Source organism: Pedobacter sp. Leaf176, assembly GCF_001424305.1.
Taxonomy (GTDB): Bacteria; Bacteroidota; Bacteroidia; order Sphingobacteriales; family Sphingobacteriaceae; genus Pedobacter.
Map to the genome: position 1 here is coordinate 209,454 of NZ_LMPD01000003.1, position 19,994 is coordinate 229,447.

General features: G+C 39.7%; 12 protein-coding genes. 4 read left to right on the forward strand and 8 right to left on the reverse strand.

The annotated features are described in order from the left end of the window. Positions 1-26 precede the first annotated feature (26 nt). Complete coding sequence (locus ASF92_RS09645) at positions 27-1,688, reverse strand: FMN-binding glutamate synthase family protein (RefSeq protein WP_056091629.1); 1,662 nt, start codon at positions 1,686-1,688, stop codon at positions 27-29. Positions 1,689-1,771: 83 nt separating this feature from the next. Here ASF92_RS09645 and ASF92_RS09650 point away from each other — a divergent pair, with 83 nt between their 5' ends. Next, positions 1,772-2,392 (forward strand): L-threonylcarbamoyladenylate synthase, encoded by a 621-nt coding sequence (locus ASF92_RS09650; protein WP_056091632.1) that lies wholly within the window; start codon positions 1,772-1,774, stop codon positions 2,390-2,392. Between the two features lie 4,007 nt (positions 2,393-6,399). Beyond that, positions 6,400-7,596: a Na+/H+ antiporter NhaA gene (gene nhaA, locus ASF92_RS09670; protein WP_157263810.1), complete on the forward strand. Its 1,197-nt coding sequence runs from the start codon at positions 6,400-6,402 to the stop codon at positions 7,594-7,596. 2,408 nt (positions 7,597-10,004) lie between these two features. Here nhaA and ASF92_RS09685 read toward each other — a convergent pair. Next, complete coding sequence (locus ASF92_RS09685) at positions 10,005-11,111, reverse strand: Gfo/Idh/MocA family protein (protein WP_082489521.1); 1,107 nt, start codon at positions 11,109-11,111, stop codon at positions 10,005-10,007. Positions 11,112-11,585: 474 nt separating this feature from the next. On the opposite strand from ASF92_RS09685, the gene ASF92_RS09690 reads away from it, so the two are divergent. Together ASF92_RS09690 and ASF92_RS09695 are read left to right on the forward strand one after the other, a co-directional pair. Next, a complete protein-coding gene (locus tag ASF92_RS09690; RefSeq protein ID WP_056091650.1) occupies positions 11,586-11,801 on the forward strand; it encodes a hypothetical protein in 216 nt (71 codons plus the stop codon). Then, on the forward strand, positions 11,789-11,992 hold the full coding sequence (locus ASF92_RS09695) for a hypothetical protein (RefSeq protein ID WP_056091652.1): 204 nt from the start codon (positions 11,789-11,791) through the stop codon (positions 11,990-11,992). Before ASF92_RS09690 ends, ASF92_RS09695 begins: the two co-directional genes overlap by 13 nt. A 223-nt stretch (positions 11,993-12,215) precedes the next feature. Here the strand turns inward: ASF92_RS09695 and ASF92_RS09700 are convergent, their stop codons facing one another. The 6 genes from ASF92_RS09700 to ASF92_RS09720 all read right to left on the reverse strand — a co-directional run bounded on the left by ASF92_RS09700 (position 12,216) and on the right by ASF92_RS09720 (position 19,974). Then, positions 12,216-13,742 (reverse strand): reverse transcriptase/maturase family protein, encoded by a 1,527-nt coding sequence (locus ASF92_RS09700; RefSeq protein WP_056093221.1) that lies wholly within the window; start codon positions 13,740-13,742, stop codon positions 12,216-12,218. Between the two features lie 788 nt (positions 13,743-14,530). Beyond that, positions 14,531-15,958 (reverse strand): hypothetical protein, encoded by a 1,428-nt coding sequence (locus ASF92_RS09705; RefSeq protein WP_056091656.1) that lies wholly within the window; start codon positions 15,956-15,958, stop codon positions 14,531-14,533. Between the two features lie 127 nt (positions 15,959-16,085). Continuing rightward, positions 16,086-17,003 (reverse strand): hypothetical protein, encoded by a 918-nt coding sequence (locus tag ASF92_RS09710; protein WP_056091659.1) that lies wholly within the window; start codon positions 17,001-17,003, stop codon positions 16,086-16,088. A gap of 1 nt (position 17,004) precedes the next feature. Then, positions 17,005-17,172: a hypothetical protein gene (locus ASF92_RS21215; RefSeq protein WP_197413271.1), complete on the reverse strand. Its 168-nt coding sequence runs from the start codon at positions 17,170-17,172 to the stop codon at positions 17,005-17,007. A gap of 1,099 nt (positions 17,173-18,271) precedes the next feature. After that, positions 18,272-19,444, reverse strand: coding sequence for a PD-(D/E)XK nuclease family protein (locus ASF92_RS09715; RefSeq protein WP_056091663.1), 1,173 nt, complete (start codon positions 19,442-19,444; stop codon positions 18,272-18,274). Continuing rightward, entirely contained in the window at positions 19,444-19,974 is a 531-nt protein-coding gene (locus ASF92_RS09720; RefSeq protein WP_056091666.1) for a hypothetical protein, read from the reverse strand. The genes ASF92_RS09715 and ASF92_RS09720 overlap by 1 nt, the downstream gene beginning before the upstream one ends. Positions 19,975-19,994 lie beyond the last annotated feature (20 nt).

The window sequence follows — 19,994 nt, forward strand, 5'->3', positions numbered from 1 at the left end:
GTCTCACCAACCGAAACAATTAATACCTACATCCCCTCCTCCTTCATGGTATCGCTATACGGATTGGCATGCGAATAATCCACTGCAGAAACTTTATAATCGGTTGGCGCAAAACTTTTCGAGCTGCTCAGCGCCATGCCCAATTCAAACCTGGTTGGATATGGCGTTTGCAATAAACTTCCGGCAGGGATGTAAGGATAAGTTTCCAGGTAAGATTGCATCACGTTAGCGCTAACCCTTCTGTTGATGTAAGCCCTGCTCAATTGACTTGGCTCTCTCAAACCCGCAGCACCAAGCAGTTCTACTGCACTGGCAACCGTCAGGTTATGAAAGTTCTTCACGCGAACCGTTTTATCTTCAACCACCAGACCTTTCATTAAGCTTTGGTCTTGGGTAGCCACGCCAGTTGGGCAGGTATTGCTATTACATTCTAATGCCTGGATACAACCCAAAGCAAACATCATCCCGCGGGCTGCATTGCACATATCCGCACCTAAAGCAATATTTTTAACTAAATCAAAGCCGGTGGACACCTTACCGGAAGCAATAATTTTAATGTGTTTCTTTAAATCAAAGCCATTTAAAACGTCGTAAACAAATGCGACGCCCTCGCGTAAAGGCATACCAACAGAGTTCGAGAATTCCTGGGGGGCCGCACCTGTTCCACCCTCGCCACCATCAACCGTAATAAAATCAGGATAGATACCAGTTTCAATCATTGCCTTACAAATGGCGTAAAACTCACTCTTACGACCGATACATAATTTAAAACCAACCGGTTTTCCTTCGGATAAATCCCTCAGGTTTTTAACAAATTCCAACAAACCGATTGGTGTATTAAATGCAGAGTGAGCCGGTGGGGAAAGCACATCTTTACCCTCAGGCACCAGACGAATCCGGGCAACTTCAGCAGTCACTTTTTTTGCGGGTAACATGCCACCGTGACCAGGCTTCGCCCCTTGCGACAACTTAATCTCTATCATTTTCACCTGATCGGTTTTCGCCCGTTCTGCATAAGCATCGTAATTGAACGTTCCGTCATCATTCCTGCAACCAAAATAACCTGTCCCAATCTGCCAGATTAGATCGCCTCCCGGCTGACGGTGGTAATCACTAATTCCGCCTTCGCCCGTATTATGCGCAAAATTGCCCATTTTGGCACCGCCGTTTAAGGCCAGAATTGCATTCTGACTTAAAGAGCCAAAACTCATGGCCGAAATGTTATAAATGCTGGCCGAATATGGTTTTTTACAGTCCGGTCCGCCGACCAATACCCGGGGATCAGAATTCAACTCGTGGTGAGAAATCGCCGCTATACTATGGCTTAACCATTCATAACCATTTTCGTAGACGTTTAACTGCGTTCCAAATGGTATGGTATCATTGTCTTTCTTTGCCCTTTGATAAATTAACGAACGGTTTAAGCGGTTATAAGGCGTTCCGTTGGTGTCGCTTTCCACGAAGTACTGGTACACTTTGGGCCTAAGCTCTTCCATGAAATACCTTAAACGACCAAAAACGGGGTAGTTACGAACGATGCTGTGTTTGGGTTGATATAGATCATAAATGCCAAGCAAAACGAAGGGCCCGGTGAAAAGGAATGTCCACCATAAAAACGGATGGTATAAACCCAGCATAATGGTTAAGGCAACTAAAAATGCGGCTATAGCGACGAAAGCTTTTCTCATAATTACAGATTAGCGTATGTTTTGTTAACGCAAAGATTAGGAATAATAAACAACTGACACCATTAAATTGTTATTTTTACGCTATGCTTATTAAGATTTATCCGGAAAACCCAAACGAGAGAGCCATCGACCAGGTGGTTGAAGTGCTTCGAAAGGGTGGTTTAATCATCTACCCTACTGATACGATTTACGGCCTGGGCTGTGATATTACGAATCCGAAAGCAATTGAAAAAATATGCCGAATACGCGGCATCAAGCCTGAAAAGGCAAATTTTTCATTTATTTGCCACGACTTGAGCCACATTTCCGACTTCATTAAGCCGATTGACAATACAACATTCCGGGTTTTGAAAAAAGCTTTACCCGGTCCATTCACCTTTATATTTAACGCCAACAACAACGTACCGAAATTACTGAGTTCCAATAAAAAGACGGTCGGTATCCGTGTTCCCGATAATAATATTGCAAGGTGCATAGTAAAAGAACTGGGGAATCCGATATTATCTACTTCCATAAAAGACGACGATGAACTGATCGAATATTCTACCGATCCGGAATTGATTCACGAGAAATACCATGACCTGGTTGACCTGGTAATTGATGGAGGCTATGGTGGTAACGAAGCCTCAACCGTAATTGATTTCACGAATGGAGAATTTGAAGTTGTCCGGGAGGGTAAGGGCGATATTGAGGCATTTTTGTAAGTATTAATAGGTCTATTGGCCATTTTAACCTGGTAGGTTAATTTATATTAAATCTCCACAGATTCGCAGATTTTAAGCCGTTAATTGAAATGTTTATTGTATCAAAAATTTGCCACGGAAACACAGAAGGCAGGGAAGAATTTAATGTCTCACAATGCCTAACAGATTTTCTCAGGGAGAATTAGTCATCATTTCGACTGAAGCACAGCGGAATGGAGAAATATTTAAGGCACTAATTGAAATTTAAAAGATTTTTCCACTAATCAATAATGTTGTCTTTTTTGTGAACTTTCTACCTTGGGTTTTTATGACGAAGGGTGGGCGCTCCTCTCCTTCAGGCAGGGCTGGGGAGGTCTATGGCGCTCGCTATTTCCCCCTTTGGAGGGGGGAGCGAAGGGTGTGTTGTGGCAGGGGGAGGAAGCCCCACCCCAACCCTCCCCGAAGGAGAGGGGGTTGCAAGGCGCAGAAACCTGCGGATGCTTGTCTCTACGCCATGCTATCTGCACCATGCAATCGGCATAGCAGATTTTCGCAGGAAAAAGCACGGAAATCTTTGCAGGTCCTTCAATTATCGCAGGATCCAAGGCAGAATCAAGCGGGCGCGATGGGATGAGCAGAGGTATCAGGAAAAAGCACGGAAATCTTTGCAGGTCCTTCAATTATCGCAGGATCCAAGGCAGAATCAAGCGGGCGCGATGGGATGAGCAGAGGTATGAGCCTAGAGGCTGCCGCTATCAAGATTTCCGTAGCTTTTTACAAGGAAGGATGCAAGCCTTGATTTTTTGTTACTTTTTCATCAAGGAAAAAGTAAAAGCCCTTCGGTGGCTAACCGAGGCAAGACTGAAAGAAGGGGAAAAATAGCGCCCGCTTTAAGGTTCCCGCCTGCGCGGGAATGAAGACCGTATTATAGCGAGCGCCTTAAACCCCTATTCCCTCATAGTTTTAAAGCACACACCGACAGGATGCCTGTTGTACGCCATGCTATCTGCACCATGCTACCCGGCCTAGCAGATTTTCGCAGGAAAAAGCACGGAAATCTTTGCAGGTCCTTCAATTATCGCAGGATCCAAGGCAGAATCAAGCGGGCGCGATGGGATGAGCAGAGGTATCAGGAAAAAGCACGGAAATCTTTGCAGGTCCTTCAATTATCGCAGGATCCAAGGCAGAATCAAGCGGGCGCGATGGGATGAGCAGAGGTATGAGCCTAGAGGCTGCCGCTATAAAGATTTTCGTAGCTTTTTACAAGGAAGGATGCAAGCCTTGGGCTTTTGTTACTTTTGGGCCAAGCCAAAAGTAAGAGCCCGTCGGCGGCGAGCCGAGACAAGACTGAGCGAAGGAGAAAAATAAGTCAGTCTTACAACCACCCCCACCCCTCCTAGAAAATAAGGAGGGGAGTTTAACTCGATTTTGCAAAACAAATTTACAAATCTTTGTCTCTACGCCATGTTATCTGCACCCTGCAATCGGCATAGGAAATGATGGAAGGAGAAGCCGTTGAAACTTATGCACAACCTTTCCTCCACCGGAAAAAGCCAAAGCAGAGGCAAGGACGATTTTTCTTCGTTCCTAGCCGCTGTTGCAAATAAAGTTTCGACTAGCTTATCCGACATCAGATCCAAGCCTTGAGTTTTGGTTACCTTTTTATCAAGAAAAAGGTAAAAGCCCTTCGGTGGCTAACCGAGGCAAGACTGAGCGCAGGGGATGAATATTGCTTTCCGAAAATAAGTTAAATTTAAAAGATCGCTCCACTGCGGTCGAGATGACGACGCGCCTTAGCCCCTCAAAATTTCAAAGCACATACCTACGGATGCCTGTCTTTACTCCTTGCTATAGACCCCCTGCAATCGGCATAGGAAATGATGGAAGGAGAAAACGTTAAAGCTTTTGTACTTCCTTTCAATTACCACGAAAAGAGTCAGCGCGCCCTTTCTGACCCCTTCGTCGGAACTTGTGCTGAAAGCTTAGTGCTTAAAATGTCCTTAAATATCTTTTATGGTTAAAAATTAGTTTTACTAATAACGCTCCGCCCTGAGGATACTCGATAGTTTCTGCACCTTAACCCCCTCTCCTTCGGGGAGGGTTGGGGTGGGGCTTTAATTCAACCACCCCAACCCCTCCTTGAAAATAAGGAGGGGAGTTTAACTCGATTTTGCAAAACAAAGTTTACAAATCCTTGTCTCTACGCCATGTTATCTGCACCCTGCTACCGGCCTAGCAGATTTTCGCAGGAAAAAGCACGGAAATCTTTGCAGTTCCTTAAATTACCGCACGATCCAAGGCAGAATCAAGCGGGGCCTAGCAGATTTTCGCAGGAAAAAGCACGGAAATCTTTGCAGTTCCTTAAATTACCGCACGATCCAAGGCAGAATCAAGCGGGCGCGATGGGATGAGCGAGGGATGAGAGCATGGAGGCTGCCGCTATAAAGATTTCCGTAGGTTTTTACAAGGAAGGATGCAAGCCTTGATTTTTGGTTACCTTTTTATCAAGAAAAAGGTAAAAGCCCTTCGGTGGCTAACCGAGACAAGACTGCGCGAAGCGCAAGAATAGCGCCCGCTTTAAGGTTCCCGCCTGCGCGGGAATGAAGACCGTATTATAGCGAGCGCCTTAAACCCCTATTCCCTCATAGTTTCAAAGCACACACCTACAGGATGCCTGTTTTACGCCATGCGATCTGCACCCTGCAATCGGCATAGCAGATTTTCGCAGGAAAAAGCACGGAAATCTTAGCAGGTCCTTAATTACCGCAGGATCCAAGGCAGAATCAAGCGGGTGAGATAAGATGAGCAAAGGATGAGAGCCTAGAGGCTGTCGCTATCAAGATTCCCGTAGCTTTTTACAAGAAAGGATGCAAGCCTTGGGCTTTTGTTACTTTTGGGCCAAGCGTAAGAGCCCGTCGGCGGCGGTGAGCCGAGGCAAGACCGAGCAATGGGAAAGAATATTGCTTTCCGAAAATAAGTGAAATTTAAAAGATCTCTCCACTGCGGTCGAGATGACGACGCGCCTTAGCCCCTCAAAATTTCAAAGCACACACCTACAGGATGCCTGTTTTACGCCATGTTATCTGCACCCTGCTACCCGGCCTAGCAGATTTTCGCAGGAAAAAGCACGGAAATCTTTGCAGTTCCTTAAATTACCGCACGATCCAAGGCAGAATCAAGCGGGCGCGATGGGATGAGCNCCTAGCAGATTTTCGCAGGAAAAAGCACGGAAATCTTTGCAGTTCCTTAAATTACCGCACGATCCAAGGCAGAATCAAGCGGGCGCGATGGGATGAGCAGAGGTATGAGCCTAGAGGCTGCCGCTATAAAGATTTCCGTAGCTTTTTACAAGAATTGCGCAGCAATCTTTTATGCCTATAAAAATAATATTATCACATAAAAAACGGTGCAAGCCTTGGACTTTTGTTACTTTTGGGCCAAGCCAAAAGTAAAAGCCCTTCGGTGGCTAACCGAGGCAAGACTGAAAGAAGGGGAAAAATAGCGCCCGCTTTAAGGTTCCCGCCTGCGCGGGAATGACGACCGTATTATAGCGAGCGCCTTAAACCCCTATTCCCTCATAGTTTCAAAGCACACACCTACAGGATGCCTGTTTTACGCCATGCGATCTGCACCCTGCAATCGGCATAGCAGATTTTCGCAGGAAAAAGCACGGAAATCTTAGCTATCCCTTCAATTACCGCACGATCCAAGGCAGAATCAAGCGGGTGCGATGGGATGAGCGAGGGATGAGAGCATGGAGGCTGCCGCTATAAAGATTTCCGTAGGTTTTTACAAGGAAGGATGCAAGCCTTGGGCTTTTGTTACTTTTGGGCCAAGCCAAAAGTAAGAGCCCGTCGGCGGCTAACCGAGACAAGACTTCGCGAAGGGCAAAACCTCCTCCAGCCCCTCTTCAAGGAGGGTAGCTCCCACCCATAGCTATAAAACCAATAGGTAAAAAATTTAAAAAATAGCAAAATCAACATTCAAAAAACACACCCCTTTCCCCTTAATTCCTTATTTTTACCCCTATGGCAAAATTGATCAATCTGGCAGTATTTCAGCGTTTCTTCAAATCCGGACAAGTGGGCGGTTTCTTATTATTGATTTGCGTCGCCATTTCATTACTCATCGCCAATACGGCTTCCAAAGAAAGTTTCGAAGCTTTTTTAGCAAGCAAATTGGGCTTTGGGGTAATCAACTATAGCATTTTAGCCTGGATTAACGATGCCCTGATGGCCATTTTCTTTTTATTGGTCGGATTAGAAATCAAGCGTGAACTCGTTGAAGGCGAACTTTCTTCTGTAAAAAGCGCTGCATTACCGGTGATTGCTGCCTTAGGCGGTATGCTGGTTCCGGCACTCATTTATACCGTTTTTAATAAAGAGACTGAAACCGGCGGAGGCTGGGGCATTCCAATGGCAACCGACATTGCCTTTGCACTAGCCATCATTGCAATGCTGGGTAACAGTGTACCGACAAGTTTAAAAATATTTCTGGCGGCCTTAGCGATTGTCGATGACTTAGGTGCCATACTGGTTATCGCCATCTTTTACACCAATCAAATTCATTTTGAATACCTGGCCATGGCAGGAGGCGTTTTAGTACTACTCAGTTTAATGAATTATTTCGGTGTGAAGCACCTGGTCTTTTATCTTATCCCCGGCATATTCCTCTGGTATTTCATACATCATTCCGGTATTCACGCCACAATTGCGGGGGTTCTTTTAGCCTTTACCATCCCAACTAACGACACAGATGTCGAGTCTCCTTTGGAGAAACTGGAACATGCTTTGACTGTCCCTGTAAATTACCTCGTTATGCCTGTTTTCGCTTTGGCAAACACCAACATCACTTTCCAGAAGGAAATGCTAAGCGGACTGGTTTCGCCACTCGGTTTGGGAATCATTGCTGGCTTATTTGTTGGAAAAACAATCGGGGTCACCTGCTTCAGCTGGCTCGCTGTAAAACTTAAATGGGCCGATTTACCGACCGGCGCCGGCTGGAAACATGTATTGGGTTTAGGCATGTTAGCGGGTATCGGTTTTACGATGTCGATATTTATTGCATTACTGTCTTTCAGCGATGCGTTGCATGTTTCGGAAGCGAAGTTTGCGATATTAACGGCTTCGATTCTATCGGGTGTGGTGGGTTTTGTGTTTCTGAAATCGGTGAAAACTAAAGAATTAACCACAGAAGGCAATTTTACCACAGAGGACACAAAGTAAAACACAGAGCGGCACAGAATTAATGTGATCATAGCTGTTAAAATTTAATTTCCGATTAACCACAGAGGGCACAAAGTAAAAAAAAGAGGCAAAGAGCCCCTATCCGCTATCAGCACTTTTTACCCTAATGAAATAGAAATCAAAGAGAATCTTTTCATAACCTCCCCCAACCCCTCCTTGAAATAAGGAGGGGAGTTTTCCCTCAGAATTCCAAAACAAAGTTTATAGAAGACCTGTCTCTTCGCCATGCCATCTGCACCTCGCTAACGGATAGGAAATGATGGAAGGAGAAGCTGTTGAAACTTGTGCACAACCTTTCCCTACCCCCTTTGGTGGCTAACCGAGACAAGAACAGAGCAATGGGAAAAATAGCGACCGCTTTAAGGTTCCCGCCTGCGCGGGAATGACGAACGTATTATAGCGAGTACCTTTAACCCTTATTCTCTCATAATTGAAATGCGCACACCTACAGAATATCTGTCTCTACGCCATGCCATCTGCACCCTGCAATCGGCCTAGGAAATGATGGAAGGAGAAGCTGTTGAAACTTGTGCACAACCTTTTCCCCCATCCGAATGAGCAAAACAGAGGCAAGAACGATTTTTCTTCGTTCCTAGCCGCTGTTGCATATTAAGTTTCGACTAGCTTGGCCGACATCAGTTCCAAGCCTTGATTTTTTGTTACTTTTTCATCAAGGAAAAAGTAAAAGCCCTTCGGTGGCTAACCGAGGCAAGACCGAGCGCAGGAGAAAAATAAGTTAGTCTTACAACCACCCCTCCTTTAAATAAGGAGGGGAGTTTAACTCAATTTGACCCTGCTACCGGCCTAGCAGATTTTCGCAGGAAAAAGCACGGAAATCTTTGCAGTTCCTTAAATTACCGCACGATCCAAGGCAGAATCAAGCGGGTGAGATGGGATGAGCGAGGGATGAGAGCCTGGAGGCTGCCGCTATCGAGATTTCCGTAGCTTTTTACAAGAATTGCGCAGCAATCTTTTATGCCTATAAAAATAATATTATCACATAAAAAACGGTGCAAGCCTTGATTTTTTGTTACTTTTTCATCAAGGAAAAAGTAAAAGCCCTTCGGTGGCTAACCGAGACAAGACCGAGCGAGGGCTAAGATATCGACCGCTTTAAGGTTCCCGCCTGCGCGGGAATGACGACCGTATTATAGCGAGTGCCTTAAACCCCTATTTGCTCATAGTTTCAAAGCACACACCTACAGATATCTGTCTCTACGCCATGCGATTTACACCCTGCTACCGGCCTAGCAGATTTTCGCAGGAAAAAGCACGGAAATCTTTGCAGTTCCTTAAATTACCGCACGAACCAAGGCAGAATCAAGCGGGCGCGATGGGATGAGCAGAGGTATGAGCCTAGAGGCTGCCGCTATCAAGATTTCCGTAGCTTTTTACAAGAATTGCGCAGCAATCTTTTATGCCTATAAAAATAATATTATCACATAAAAAACGATGCAAGCCTTGGATTTTTGTTTCTTTTGGGCCAAGCCAAAAGAAAGAGCCCCTCGGCGGCGGTGAGCCGAGACAAGACCGAGCAATGGGAAAGAATAGCGACCGCTTTAAGGTTCCCGCCTGCGCGGGAATGACGACCGTATTATAGCGAGTGCCTTTAACCCTTATTCCCTCATAATTGAAATGCGCACACCTACAGAATATCTGTCTCTACGCCATGCCATCTGCACCCTGCAATCGGCCTAGGAAATGATGGAAGGAGAGGCTGTTGAAACTTGCGCACAACCTTTCCTACCCCCTTTGGTGGCTAACCGAGGCAAGGCTGCGCGAAGCGCAAGAATAGCGACCGCTTTAAGATTCCCGCCTGCGCGGGAATGACGACCGTATTATAGCGAGTGCCTTAAACCCATATTTCTGGATAGTTTTAAAGCACACACCTACAGGATGCCTGTCTCTACGCCATGCGATCTGCACCCTGCTACCGGCCTAGCAGATTTTCGCAGGAAAAAGCACGGAAATCTTTGCAGTTCCTTAAATTACCGCACGAACCCTGCTACCGGCCTAGCAGATTTTCGCAGGAAAAAGCACGGAAATCTTTGCAGTTCCTTAAATTACCGCACGATCCAAGGCAGAATCAAGCGGGTGCGATGGGATGAGCAGAGGTATGAGCCTAGAGGCTGCCGCTATCAAGATTTCCGTAGCTTTTTACAAGAAAAGATGCAAGCCTTGATTTTTTGTTACTTTTTCATCAAGGAAAAAGTAAAAGCCCTTCGGTGGCTAACCGAGGCAAGACTGTGCGCAGTAGAAAAAATAAGTTATTCTTACTATCTCGATCCGACAGCTATCAGATGGAGTACAACGGAATGGAGCAATCTTTGACCATAAATCTCATTTAAAAAGATCTCTCCAAGCGGTCGAGATGACGATAGTTATCCTTACTTCATCATCACTTTCTTCCCCGTCTTCGCCGAAACCTTAGCCGCTTCTAAAATCTTAACCACAATTAAATTATTCTCTAAAGAAGATAAATCATTTTCAGGCTTGATTTCATTTCTTAATACCGCAGCGAGGTAGCCCAGACTACTCGCATAAGCCGGTGCAAGTGCTTTTGCTTTATAGATTTTATAATCAGCTTTGCCATTTTCTTTTAAACGCAACTGCTGTTCATTAACCGCCTGTATATAGCCTGTTTTCCCGAATACCTCCATATCCTTGATACTGAAAGGCCAGTTCCAGGAAGCTTCAATTATGCCTGTTGCATCCGGATACTCCAGCAAAATTGTGGCATCATCATCCACTTTGGGGTAAACGTCGGGTTTAATCTGATGGGTAATGGCCGACACGGCTATTGGCGCTTTGCCATTCATCAGCCAGGTCATTAAATTAGCACCATAACAGCCAAAATCGTTTAGTGCACCTGCCCCATTTTTAGCGGGATCAGTGAGCCAGCTCAGAAACTCTTTGCTCACGCCTATTTCCTTCGGACCCTGGTGACCGTCGTGTACTATCATCTTCCGCACCGCTCCTATTAAATTCTGTTGTTTAATATTCAGGTAAGCTTCCTGGTTACTCGGATACCAGGTGGTTTCATAATTGGTAAGCAAATGGATGTTGTGCTTTTTAGCAAGCAGAACCATTTTCTCTGCATCTTTAACGGTTGTTGCCAGGGGCTTTTCAACCATTACAGAAATCCCCAGGGGTGCAGCGGCCTCCACCACCGCCAGATGATCGCTTATGGCATTATAAGCCAGCACGGCATCGGGTTTACGTTTTTGCAATAAAGCAGGCAGGTCATGGAAAAATAAGCTATCGGCCAGTTGATAACGCTTCTTAAAACGCTGTATTAAATCGGGATTACTTTCTGCAATGCCGATGATGTTCACCTCTCCCTTCTGGTAGCTGTTCATAATCAGGTAAATGTGATCATGGTTCAGTCCGGCCACGGCAACATTCAATTTAGCCTGCTGCGCCATCGTTTCAAAACAAATCGTAAATGTGGCAAATAGTGCAAATGCAAATTTATAAATAGGCTTATGGCTCATGGTTAAACGTTTTAGAAGGTCTGATTAAGGTATACCAAGGTAAAAATTATTTTAAAAGAACCTTCAGGCACATAAAAATATTACAAATTTAACTTTGTGAAACAAGTCTAACGCCATGTTTAACGCAAAGGGCACAAAGGAGAAATGCAAAGCACGCGAAGTAAAACACTTTTAGTTCCGTCAGTTCAACTTAAGCGTACCGATTCTTCGTCGGAAGTGGAATGAAAAATATATATAAAATCGGTTTTCCTATTTATTCTTTGACTTATATTCGTCATTTAGTAACAACATTACCACCATGGATAAAAACCTCATTAACCTGCTTAACTATGGCTTTACGATTGAAAAAAACTTTTACAGGAACAGTCTGAATTTTACCCAATAGCAGTTTATCTTAATAAAAATAATCAGCCTTTACAGCATATCGTTTTTTTTGGTGATGAATTTCCATTAAGCAACGAATTTATTAAACAATTGGAAAATGATGTATTGAGGTTGTTTGGCCAAGCGGAATTTTTAACCTATGCTATTATTTATGATACCTTAATCACCAGGCCTTCAATTGAAGGTAAAACAGATGCTATTGTAGCGAAATTTTATAACCATGTAGATAAACAGACAGGATATTACTTTTTGCCTTATGAAATCGAAGCAGATAAAGTGATTTTACATGAAGGTTGGCTGGAGTAAAACAAGAAACCCTGATTCCCGCACTCGGCATTAGCCAGCAGGCCATTAGTAAATCAGAGCAGAACGAAGAAATTGAAGACAGCACTTTAGAAAAAGTAGGCAAGGTGTTGCGCGTAACTACGGAAGCGATAAACTATTGGGATGAAGCACTATTTCATATTATATCAAAATACATTTCATATCAACAGTAGTGACATTCTACATAATTGCTAGCTAACTAAACTATCAACTTGATGCGATCGAAAAAATTGTAGACTTTTACGAAAGATTATTGGCAAGTGCAATAGGGACAGTGGATATATTGAAGAATAAATAAGGAAAAAGCCCCACAAGAGACGATTGAGCTTTTGCTTTTCTAAGCTGGTTAATTTGACTAAATTAGATAATTCGAAATAGAATTTCAGGAGAATAAATCTATAATTTTGATTTCGCTAATTTTGATAAAGAACTAAATTTATTCCAAAATTTGCGACTCTGCTTTTTTACAGCATCATTCCCATTCAAAGCTTTTAGTGTTTCATTAGCTTTATAAACATAGCTTAGATAGTTTCCCCAATAATATGTTCTCGAAGCTTCAAATACCTTTGGATCTAATTTTGACGGACGGTAAATCAATTTTCGATTCGCACCTTTAAAAGTAAAACGTTTATACAGTTTCCCCATGAATAAACTTTTGTCGGGATTTTTGCTATTTAATGCATAATCAACGGCTCTGTTAAAAGAACCTTTCATAGAGCGATAAAATTTGGCGAATCCACCACTTTTAATTAGCACACGCTTCCCATCGAACGAAAAACCCAAATATTCAAGATGTTTGCCATATATTGGATTTTTCGTTATTTCATTAATGGCGAATCCTAAAAAATCTCCACCTCTTTTTTCAAAATGATATACCTTGGTTTTGTCAGGTTCAACAATAAGTTTAACTTCATTACTTTTTATTGCATCTCGGATCAAGTTTATTGCAACATTCTCATCTTCTTGTTTACAAACAATTATAATATCGTCACTATATCTTTGATAAAATCCACCGATATTACTAATTTCTTGATATACTCTAGAATCAAAATCTAACATATAGATATTCGCTAAAGTAGCACTAATGGGACTTCCTTGCGGTATACCGGTTTTGTTATTCTTTGAAATTATTAAGCTAAGATTTTTCGCTAGAAACTCATCCTTTTCGCAATATGCAACAGCTTTTTTTTCCTTAGCAAACCTAAGATTATTTATTTTTTTTCTTTTGAATTCTTTTTTCACATCCGAATTAACCACACCTCTTTCTACAATCATTGTTTGATTATAAAAATCAAATAATTGTTGCGCCACTACATACTTAATTTTAATTAAAGCCTTGAAAACATTGTAATGATCAGGGGGAAGTGTAATATTATCTAAAACCCGAGCCCAATTTTTTTTTAATATTTTGTGGTCAAGGTTATCGAAAAAAGAGGTTATATCTGCTACAATTACAGTAAGATTTTCCTGATCACTGTATTTGATGAACTCGAAAGCTGTTTTAGCAAAGTCTATATTACATTTATTGCCTTTTGCTCCTTTCACAATAGCTATTTGACGGTAAGCAACAATGGAATCATTAAAAGGCATTTTCTCAACAAATTTTTCGTATTTATCAGTTAAAAAATAACTGTATTTCGAAAAAATCATTGCATCAATATGAGATGCAAAATAAGTATCTCTTACTTTAGGTTTATCTTTTATCCTCTCTCGTTTGCGAGTTGGGGTTAACTTTTTGAGCGTTTTATTTGCTCTGTATCTCCGTTTTAATATTGATTTATTTATAAGTGGAAGAAAACTGTGCTTTGCAATCTTAGATGAATTGTTTACATACTCTCTTACACGACCATAATCTCTGATCGTTATAGGCAGCCCAATATGAGGATACCTTTTTACTTTAAACCATTTCTCAATTTCTTCCATGTAAAAAAGGGGCGAGTTACGTAGCAGGTTAGGAATATACATGCTCAGGTTTTCGCAAACCTCGAAGCTTTCACTCTTAATGAGCTATTGCGACGCTACTCTATTCAGGTATAAGAATCATTACTTTTGTATCAATATCTCTAAACATCATTAAAATGCTTAATAAATTAATCTTCCGTACTAATCCCAAGGTGTCAACAGCTATAGGGCTGTTCTTAACGTTATCCTCATTATTTCTAATAAATAATTTGGAAATCGGTATTACCATTTCCAGCTAGCGTAAATCCTAGACGTGGTGCATTGTAGCCAAACGTAGCATTCCAACCGTTTTACCCGCCCCAATATTTTGTTATTATTAATTGCTTTTATTCAGGTAATGTAATCTTTTTTATCGAAATTATATTTCTATAAATTCAATAAAATGTTGCTTGTCTCTATTGAGAGAAAATATCAATAACTCCCTCTTCACTAAGCTGTTTGTCTATTATTTTAAGTCTTGCGATATATTGTTTCATAATATGAAAATACTAATTGAAGGTAATCTTTAATCTAATATCAAAAATAATCTTCCTGAAATAACTTTGACTTATATGTAATGTAAAACAACCGCATTTAAATTATATAACTTAAATTTCAGCCTAACATTCAGTGCCTTTGTTAACTAACCTATAAAAAGCCTATAAGTTATCCTTATTTAATCACCAGCATCAGAATATATTTGAGATGGAACGGTTATATTCTAAGAATTAGTTTGAACAATTTTGAAATCACCTTTAAAAGAGAAATTCTTAATTAATCGTTATTTCCCTTATTCTATCAGAAAAAAATCTTTCAGCAAAGCTCCAGTTCCAATTGTTATGGTTATTAAGGAGTTGTACTATATCTTCATCAACTAGTGGGATAATAAGTCCTCTTTGGTCACGGTAAGTGTCTCTGCATCTTTCTATGAAAAGATTAAGATTATCTATTTGCCTACAGATAATGATGCCAACCTTTCCTCTTTGAAAAGAAAATCTACCAGCAATTTGATCCAATTCAGGATTCACGATATCTCTACTATAATTTTTACATTCTACGAAAATATACGGACAGGGTAATTGATAGAATTCTTGTAGTCTATAAAAAACACCAGTTTTGGATGCATTATCAAATGAAATGTCAACTCTCTTTCTACCGTTATGGATTTCTCTTTCTTTCACAGGATTAATCAAATGTGGATATAGAATAATTTCTAGTACACCAATCATAAGGTTATGATATTCAGATGCAGTATCCGCACCAGGATCTAGTTCTGTTAAGGTTCCTACTAGATTTCTTATTACGGCACGAATATCAATATCAGTTATCTCCAAATTAGTAAGTGATTCTATATCTGTTTCTTCTTTGAACTGTTCAAGTACTTGCGGGTGTTCTAAAGTAAATCTTCGAAGAAATTCTTTTGATTGAGGATTTATCTCTTTAATGCTTTTTTTAGTTACAAAATTAGCTCCATTATTTCTTCTTTGAACAAGAGCACTTCTCATTCTTAAATTTTCATTTTGCAAAAAGTCTAGAATAAAATGATTATAATACCTATCTGGTGAATAACTCTTGCTATAGGATACTATACCTTTAGGCACTAGTAAAATCTTTCTACCATCAATAACAAGCATTTCCGTGTACTCTGCCTGCCACTCATTTTCTTGTCGACTCCAGAAAAATCCAGAAGCTATGTTGTTAGTTAACTCGATATTGTGTAACTCACACTGATCTTTGGTATATTTTATTAAGTGTCTAGTAATAATATTCGTAGCCATATCTGATAACTTATCTTTACCAAAATTGTCTACGAATAGTATATTGTCTTCAATATCCTGAATCAGTCCTGTTTGAATTGCTCGACTTCTTAATAAACTCTCATATATTTTATCAGTATCCTCATTCCCCACTCCCCTTCCTTGTGGGTTACCCACCGACATACCTAGGCAAGTGCTATTGGGTTCATGTAAATGACTAAACATCGCCTTAGCGTCTTCCTCGTTTCCAGCTCTGATCAGATCTATAACTTTTTGGAAAAAACTTCTAAGAGTTAACGTTGCTTCAATGGACCAATTATCGTTTCTTTTGCTTAGAAAGAAGGGATCAATAAATAAAGGTATATCAACTTCAGGGTTTATATCAATAAAATCAAGCTGTGCCTGCGTTTTTTGCAGATTATAAATTTCACTTATTTGCATGTTATTATTCTTTAATGTAATCCTTCCAAAATTTAATAAAAGATAGATATAGGCTAAACTTTGAAATAATTAGTATAAATATGCCTAGTTATTTAGATTTATCTATATTAATCATTAAAGAATATCACTAATGCGCTTTTTTTAAATACTTTTGAAGTTTCATTTGCCAGCTTTCAAGATTGACATGAACGACTCTTTCTAAAAATCCTGTTTCATTCCTAACATTTTGCTTATCCAAAGTTATTTGCGGATTAAATTCAGAGAGTTTAAATATAAACGTGGCATTCCCTGCTCTCAAGTTCTCCAAAATCAAAATATCATCTTTAGCAAATTCAAATTGGAAGTATTCATTAAAGCCTCCAATCCCATTATATACATCTGTAATGCTGTGTTCTTTTAAAACTGCAAATCGATAACTATTACCCGTATTTCCTTCCTCAGCGTCATTCGAATCAATATTTGCTTTGATTTCTTGCAACTTATCAACTACATTCCCTGCTCCTTTTTCTAATATTTTTCTTCCTAGAGTAGCTGTAATTGGTATAATCGGCTCAAAAATATTATTGTATATTTGAAAATAGCCTCCTAGATAGATGGCAATATTCATTGCAGCTTTAGCTAAGGAAAAGTGTGTCTCCTCGTCTTTATACTCAAATATTGGAAAATAAAGAATGGTTTCATCTTGCGGTGATCTTGCTCTTTTTAAGCTAAGTCTATATTTGTGAAGAATCTCCTTTTCCCATACTTCATAATTCCTATCATACTCAACCCTTGTACCATGCTTATTAACATAGTCAATATGTACTTCCTTGTCCACTTTTCGAGGTGGTTGTTTTCTTCCCCACTTTCCATCAACATTTTCCTTTAACGGCCCTTTTCTCCCCATGACAATGATGTCAGAAACATTCCCTTTAATTAATTCAGTCAAATCCCGATAACCAACTCCTTCTGAAGTTAAATTTTTTACACCAAAGCCTATATAATACTTTACACCATCTGTTAACAGATTTTCCAGGTGTGCTTTTGAATTTAGAACTCTGTTCATATTATTTCTTCTCCCTCCTAATACCCTTAAAAGCCTGTTTCACATCCATAAATCTACCAGTTTCGATATCCCGTTTTGCCCATTGTTCGGTTGTCGGGTTAAAAGTTTGTGAGCGATCGCTCACTGTTCCATGTCGGCGGTTGTCGCCTGATTTGCCATTTGTAGCCATGCTAAAAAATTTAATAATAGGGAATCTATGTCCAATAATTGGACACATTTAATTATTTCCAGAAGTTTTGCAAGGCTGGCATCCCCAAGGCAATGGGAGAAAAAGAATATGAATCTTTAATGTACTAAAGTATAATAGTTTTACTTTTGTACCGTTCTGAATAACGAGACTATCTCATGTTCGTATCTAATTTCCCTAGTTGCGAATAATAAATTTAATTTGGCTCAGGATATGTCGAAGTCTCCTGAGCCTTTTTATATTTATAACTCCAAAATTAATATTATTGTGTATTACTAATATTACCAAGGTACATAAAACTGAATTGCTAGTTCTTAGCTAGTTATCAACAAAACCAAATTTATTATTAAAGTTAAAAACATTAAATTGTCAAAAACTCATGTAGAACGATTTTAACTATCAATCTCTAAATTGACACCGTGTTAATAACTTTAAAAAGCTAAAAAATTAATTAAATTACTGAAAATAAGACACTTTACGGGAAACCGTAAAGTATTAAATTAAGAAAATAGTTAATTGGATGAGCCAAAATTCAGTGAGTCAATCGCAGCAAGATTATGGTTTTCTCAAACATTAATCAAATTAACACTTACAGGCACTCCTCTCAACATATGTTTTATTACCATTACTATTGTAGTAGAAGCAGCCTCCTTTAGAACCTTGATATAATTTTTGTCCAGACTTATACGTACCACATGGTGTATAAGTTTCAGTATCTGTCTCCGGGCCAACTTCGTTTTGTTTGCTACAGGCCAGGAAGCCCATGCATAAAAACAGGATAAAATAAAATCTTTTCATGGCACCAAGATACCCGGCCGAGACAAGTAAAAATTACGGGTTCCCGTAATGATGAGAAAATCTTTAAATATTATTTTGCTGTTTAACTAAAGCAAGCTGAGCATTTCGAATAGCAATGCTCTGAATTAAATAATTTACAATTTCTAATTCAGTTAGCATCTTAATCAACAAGCTTTAGGTTAAAATTAGAAGCATTTATTCACCGAACTTCAATAAGGAAGCAGCATTTAAATATGTTTAACATTCTTTAAACGGGATAATTCTAAAAGTATAGCACTTTTAACTACAGTTCTATTCCCTCAGCCAGCTTAAGTAGGAATTCAGTTTTATCAATAATCATATTCTTCATTTCCCCGTCGATCACTTTTTTCCAGGTCTCGTAATCGTGCCAGTTTTTAAAAGGCGGCTCAACATCATTAAACCAGCTCCACCAATCATTATTCTTTTTGCTATTATATGGTAGCGCTTTAAGTTTTTTCCTCAGTTCGTCTGGAATTGGATGGCTTTTTGGGTCTTCGTTACAACAAAAACCATAAATCATATCCTTATCATAACTTTGAAATTGAAAACCAATGTTTACATACCTCCACTCTGACTTTGAGAACCATATGCCAGTGTAACGCTTGTTAAAATTAATCTGATAAGAACAATCCAAATTCCTCTTTTGGAAGTCCTGCTCTAAATCCTTTCCAAATTCTATAGAAATTTTGTCAAGTGCCTTATCAATGTTAGCAACAATCGAAATAGACGCTTCTAAATTATTTTTAATGATTTCTGAAAGTTCCTCTTGCATGGTATGGTTGGTCGTTTGGTTAGTTAGGTATTTTATTAGATTAATGTACTGGGTTATGGATTCCCGGATAATTGGAAACACCGCACATTCTTTACGACAGGCTTCTAGCCATTCAATAATACTATTTTTATAAGAAATACATTTAAAATGTTCTTCATTCTTCAATATACCGCAACTATTTTTATTAGGTTCACCACCCTCTAAAGTGAGATACAAGATATCTGCGTGTTCAGAATGTTGATGGTATCGTACGAGTTGGTTATATTGATCTCCTGCATAGATTTTATTTTCAATGATAACATGATTGTTTTGTTTATCACTAATAAAAATATCAATCCTACCACCATCGGTCCTATCATCATTTATAAAACCTACATGTTTCTCTATCTCCACCGTACAGCTCGCGGTATCAATCTCTGCGCCTTTAAAACAGAATGATTTTATAAACAGCTTCAAAAACACATCTTTCTGCCCGTGACTGCCTTTGGGATTTAACAGCTCCGCAATAAAGGCTGAGTGCATGCGCACTTCAGATGATTCTAATTTTAGAATTTTAAAAACATTAAAATTTTCACCGGTTAGATCGTTAACCTTCTTATATTTTGATATGAGGGCGTTTACTTGTCCAAATAAATTTTGGAATTCGTGATTATTTATTTCCATTACACAAGTTTTTTTTCTGCCCTTCTGTTAAAAACACCTAATTCCCATTCGGCTAAATGTAGATTATCCTGAGTCGCTAGCTCTCTTAAATCATTGATGTAAAGCATGTACTTTGTCTCACACTTCAATTTCGTCCAACTATCGTACTTATAATTCTTAGAATTCCCAAGAATTATACTATCAACCGGGCAATGTGGCGGGATATGTGCTAATCGCTCCGTACACCACATATATTTCAGATACAGATTCAATAATTTTTGTGCCGTGCCAAAAGTTAGCTTTCCCACTTTAAGTATGTCATCTGCGTTGAGAGCAATTATTTCTAAAATATTACTTACATGATTTTCATCTGAAACAAACACATGATATCGATCTGTTATCTTAAGAACATGTTCTTTAAGCTTTTTCTTGAAAGATTCTTTTTTCTTCCCATTATTATCATCAATATTTTCTGCGTAAACATTGTTACGCTGAAAGGCTCCGGCAAGACTTAAATACCAAAGTTCATTTTCTATAAACTTATTTTTCATTGAAATTGAATGAAGGTTAA